The following is a 5,981-nucleotide window of genomic DNA, read 5'->3' as shown; positions in this document are numbered from 1 at the left end:
CATGCAAAACCCCGCCTCCATAAAATATTTTGCTCCACCCCTTAACTTTCTCCCGAATCACGGAATAAAGCCCTCAACAGAGCCAGATCGCCCAGAGCGACGTGTGCTTGAGAATTGGGCTGCGCCTGCGGCCGAGCTTGGATTGGGGGAAGGGAAATGGTTGCGGTCGTTACCGGCAATGGACTGGGTTTGTTCAACACTTCGCTGAACATGCTGGGTGGCGGTGGTGTGCTGGGCCAGGGCGGTTTCGGCCAGGCGGGTGGGCAGGCGCTGGTCAATGCCGGCAACGGCAACCTGGTGCTGCAGTTCACTGACCGGCAGCTTTCCGGCCTGGGGCTGGACCTGCTGCATACCCGCACCTACAACACCCAAGGCACCTACGGTGACGCCGATGGCGACGGCTGGCGCTGGGACGGCGAGCGGCGCGTGGCGCTCAATGGCGAGCTGAATGCGGCAGGCAGTAGCGTAGTGCGTACCACCGGCGATGGGCACGAGACGCTCTACCGCTGGAACGGCTCCGTCTACCAGTCCACCGATGGCGACGGTGCCCATGACAGCCTGAGCTGGGATGGGGCCCGCAGCGAGTGGGTCTGGACCGATGGCAGCCGGCGCACGCAGGAGCGCTATGCCGGGGCCAGCGGTCGCCTGGTCCAGGTGAGCGATGCCTTCGGCACGCGTATCGACTACGGCTACGACGATGCGGGCCGGCTGAACAGCGTCAAGGATGTCTCGGGCCAGGAGCTGGTGCTGGTGTACAACGCCGCCGGACGCCTGGAGCGCCTGGACACGCGCCAGATGACAGGCGGAGCCCTGACCCAGCAGGTCTACTACAGCTACGACGAGCTGGGCCGCCTGGCCAGCGTAACCACCGACCTGACGCCCAACGACAACAGCATCAGCGACGGCAAGGTCTACACCACCGCCTACACCTATGACGGCTCGAGCTTCCGTATCGCCAGCGTGAGCCAGAGCGATGGCACTTCGGTGAGTTTCACCTACGAACTGGTGGGTGGCGAGTACCGGGTGAAGACGGTGACCGATGCCTCGGGCACGACCACCTTCGCTTACGACCTGGCCAACCGCCGTACCGACATCACCAATGGCCTGAACCAGCAGTGGAGCTACTTCTACGACGAGGCCGGACGCCTGGTCGAAGTGCGGACGCCACCGGTCGACGGACAGCGCCTCTCGACCCGCTACGCCTACGATGCCGACGGCAACGTCCTCCAGGTCACCGACGGCCGCGGCAACGCCATCACCTATGGTTACGACGCCAATGGCAACCGGGTACTGGAGCGCGATGCGCAGGGCAACACCCTGCGCCGGGTCTATGGGGCGAACAACGAGTTGCTCAACGAGATCCGCTACAACCAGCCGGCGATCTGGAACGGCAGCGGCTGGACCGAGCCGCCGGTAGCCAGCGCCCAGGTGGTGCGCCATGCCTATGATGGCAGCGGCCGCCTACGCTACGTGGTGTCTGCCGGCGGTGTGGTGACCGAGTATCGCTACAACGCCCAGGGCCAGCGAATCCGCGAACTGAGCTACGGCGATGCGAACTACGACCTGGGCGCGCTGGCACAGGATGCGACCCTCAACGCGGCCCAGTTGGACACCTGGACGGCGGCCCGCGACCTAACCCGCAGCACCCTGCTCGAGCTGTCCTACGACTACCGGGGCAATCTGCGACAAAGCACCCGCTATGCCGTGGTCACGGAAAGTGGAACGGGCTACATGGACCTGGCTGCGACGGTGACCGTGTACATCTACAGCGAGCGTGGCGAGCTGCTGCAGACCATTGCCGCACGGAGCAGCGATACAGCGCTGAACAGCTTCGGCTATGACGGCCTGGGCCGCCTGCTGAGCCAGACGGACGCCAGCGGTACCCGGACCTATACCTACAACGGTGCCAACCGCACCGTGGTGATGACCAACAGCGCCGGCCTGACCCAGGCCCAAGCCTACGACGCCCAAGGCCGCCTGCTCAGCCTGACGGAAAGCGCGGCGGGCCTTGTCGCCCCGCGCCTGACCCAGTACCGGTACGACGCGGCCGGGCGCCTGGTGATGGTGCAGGATGCCACCGGGGTACGCAGCTACACCTTCTACGACGAGGCCGGCCGCGTCAGCGCGAAGGTCGACGGCCTGGGGGCGGTGACCGAATACCGCTACAACGAGGCCGGCCAGAAGAGCAGCGAGATCCGCTACGCGAACCTGGTCGACACCAGCACCTGGTACGACGGCAACGCCGTGACCAAGACCCTGGTCAGCCAGATCCGCCCCACCGGCGGCATGGACCGCAGCACCACCTACGCCTACGACGCGGCCGGGCGCCTGAGCAGCAGCACCGACTCCCTGGGGTATGCCACCACCTATCGCTACGACGGCCGTGGCCAGCTGGTCCAGACCCTGGATAACGAACGCAGCACCCGTATCTTCTACGACGCCGATGGCCGCGTGGTCGCCAAGCTAGACGGCGAAGGCTACCTGGTCGAGAACCGCTACGACGCCCTTGGCCGCCTGAAGCAGGTCACCCGCTATGCCCTGGCCACCGCCGCGAACCTGCGCGCCGACGGCACGCTGGAGCAACTACGCCCCGCCGCCACGGGCGCCCTGAACAGCTGGTACTACTACGATGCCATCGGCCGCCAGATCGGCAGTATCGACGAGCAGGGCTTCGTCAGCGAGACGGTGTACGACGAGGTCTACAACCGCCAGCAGAACATCCGCTACGCCCAGCTGTACAGCGCGGCGGTGATCAGCAACGACTTCGCAAACGTCCGCGCGGCGGTGGAAAGCGGTGCCAGGCAGATCAGCACCACCGTGTACGACAGCTATGGCCGGGTCAGCCAGCGCATCGGTATCGATGGCACCGTCACCGCCTACGAATACGACAGTGCCGGCCGCCTGATACGCGAAATCCGCGCCCAGGGCACGGCCGAGGCGCGCACCAGCGCCTGGCGCTACGACGCCCTGGGCCAGCTCCTGGGCAAACTCACCGGCGAAGGCGCCAGCCGCCTCACCGCAGGTCAGAGCGAGGCGCAGGTCAGAGCGACCTATGCCCAGTACGGCTTAACCTACAGCTACGATGTGGCCGGTCGCCAGCTGAGCGTCACCGACTCCGCCGGCAATACCCTCCTCTCCTACTACGATGCCGCCGGCCGCCTGACCCATACGGTCAACAAACTCGGCGAGATCACCGAGAACACTTACAACACCTTTGGCGAGGTGATCACCAACACTCGCTTCTATGAGCGCCTGAGCAGTACCGCGAACCTGACCGGCGGCCTGCTGACCACGCCGCTGTCGGCGCTGACCCAGACCATACGCAGCAACGTCGCCAACAGCACCACCCGCTTCGACTATGACCGGGGTGGCCGGTTGATCAGTAGCATCAATGCGCTGGGATACGGCACCACCTACGGCTACAACCGCTATGGTCAGCAGACCAGCATCACCCGCGACATCACAGGCGACGACTTCCGTCCGGAATCCGTCATCACCTACTTCAGCTACAACAAGCGCGGCGAACTGATCCGCCAACTCGAGGATGTGGCGGGCCTGGATCGCAGCACGACCACCCAGTACGACGCCTTTGGCCGCGTCATCGCCCGCACCGACGGGCGCGGCCTGACCAGCACCCTGCGCTACGACAATGGTGGGCGTGTAGTGGTCAGCCGTGATCCGCTGAACCAGAGCCAGACCATCGAATACGACGCCTTTGGCCGCATGCTCGCCCAGACCGATGCGCTGGGCCGCGTCACCAGCTATGTCTACGATGACGTCAACCGCACCCTGACCCAGACCCTGCCGGGCGGCGTGCAGGTCGTGAGCATCCGCAACCGCCACGACGAACTGCTGAGCATCCGGGACGGCAACGGCAACACCACCACCTACAGCTACAACAAGAACGGGCAGTTGCTGTCCAGCACCAACGCTCTGGGGCAGACGACCCATAACGCCTATGACGCGAAGAGCGGCTTCAAGACCAGCACCATGGATGCCAGCGGCAACATCACCCGCTACTCCTATGACGTCACCGGGCGCACCCTGACGGTGACCGATGCGCTGAACGTGATCACCCGCTATGACTACGATGGCATGGGCCGCAAGATGCGGGTCACCGAGGCGGCAGGCACCGCAACCCAGCGCGTCACCGAGTACGGCTATGACTGCGTGGACCAGGTGACCACGATCACCCAGGACCCGAACGGACTGGGTCTCACCACCACCTACAGCTATGACGGCCTGGGCCGCCAGCTGGAGGTCAGCCGCGGCACCGTGGCCTCCCCCCGCCAGCAAGTCACCCGCTACGAGTTCGACCACCTGGGCCGCCGGGTTGCAGAGTACGTGGACCCGGATGGCCTGAACCTGACCACCCGCTACGTCTACAACGCCAACGACCAGATCGAGCAGAAGATCCAGGTGCTCAATGCCAGCACCAGCTACAAGACGCTCTACGCCTACGACAGTGCCGGGCGGATGATCAGTACCACCGACGCGCTGGGGAACAGGGAACGCTACACCTACGATGCCGCAGGCAACCGCAAGACCCTGATCAACAAGAAAGGCGACATCTGGACCTACAACTACGACAGCCTCAACCGACTCACCGAGGAGATATCGCCCCAGGTCTCCGTGGCAGTCGGGGTCGAGGCCAATGGCAATACCAGCTACAACATCCGCCATCTGGTCACCAAGTACACCTACGACAACACAGGGAATGTTACTAGCCGCACCGAAGGTGTGTTGCGCGGCGCCATAAATGGTGTCGACGATCTGAGCCAGGCTCGCACCACCCATATGGTTTACGACGCCCAGGGGCGCATCCGCTACAGCATGGATGCGCTGAACCAGGTCAGCGAAACGATCTATGACGCTTCCGGTCGGGTCAGCCAGCTCAAGCAGTATGACAAGGCGCTCGCGGCCAGTACCCCGAAAACCGAAGCAAGCATAAGGACGGCGTTGACTGCAGCGGGTGCTCAGGCACGCACCACCACCTACACATATGACGCCGTCGGTCGCACCCTGAGTGCCACCGATGCCATGGGCCTGCAAGAACGATACACCTACGACACGCTGGGCAACCGCATCACCCTGACCAACAAGAACGGGCATGTCTGGAACTACAAATACGACTCCGTCGGACGCCTGACCGAAGAGATTTCGCCAGTCGTCGGCATTGCCAGCCTGACCGCCAGCGGGACCTTCCAAGAGATAAGAAACTACCTCGTCGTAACCAGCATCAACTACGACGCCCTGGGCAATGTCATCGGCCGCACCGAGGGGCGACTGCGCAGCGCGCTGAACGCTCCAGCCGCCAGCGATAACATGACGCAAGCCCGCACGACCGCCTATCGATACGATGCCGCGGGTCGGCAGGTACAGATCGTCTCGCCGGGCTGGTACAACAAGGCACTCGGGCGCTTCGTGGCAACCAGCGATAACACCAACGACACTCTGCAGATCGTTACAAAGGTCGAATATGACGCATTGGGCAATGCCATCTCGAACAGAGTGCAAATCAACAATACCGGCCAGGCAGCCAATGACCTGGTCGTCAGCTACAAGAAGTACGATGCTCTAGGCCGCGTCACCTACGACATCGATGCCATGGGCGGCGTGATTTCCTACGGCTATGACGCTCTGGGCAACCAGACATCGCTGACCCGCCACGCCAACGGAATAGATGGCTCGGACATCTCCCGACTGCAGAGGGATGCGAGTCAGGATCGCACCATCACCACCTCTTATGATGCGCTGGGCAGGAAGACGGAAGTTCGCCAGCCGAAAAGCGACCACTATCTGTTCAAGCAGCCCGGTCTGACCTCGGGCTTCTACTCACTCACCCCCACAACACAGTATCGGTACAACGCCTTTGGCGAGTTGGTGAAAGAAACTCTGCTCGGCGTTTTCACCAATGGCACCACGATGATGCGTGGTGTGGAGACGACCTACTACTACGACAACGCCGGCCGCCAGGTTGG

At 63.5% G+C, this 5,981-nt stretch carries 1 protein-coding gene; it reads left to right on the top strand.

Translation table 11 applies throughout. The annotated features are described in order from the left end of the window. Positions 1–156: 156 nt before the first annotated feature. A partial coding sequence (locus tag N7640_RS25460) for a DUF6531 domain-containing protein (protein ID WP_279906269.1) occupies positions 157–5,981 on the top strand: 5,825 nt, incomplete at its 3' end.

Source organism: Pseudomonas sp. GD04015, assembly GCF_029837675.1.
Taxonomy (GTDB): Bacteria; Pseudomonadota; Gammaproteobacteria; order Pseudomonadales; family Pseudomonadaceae; genus Aquipseudomonas; species Aquipseudomonas paralcaligenes.
The sequence above is the reverse complement of the archived record's forward strand: the minus strand, read 5'-3'. Positions and strand labels throughout refer to the sequence as shown.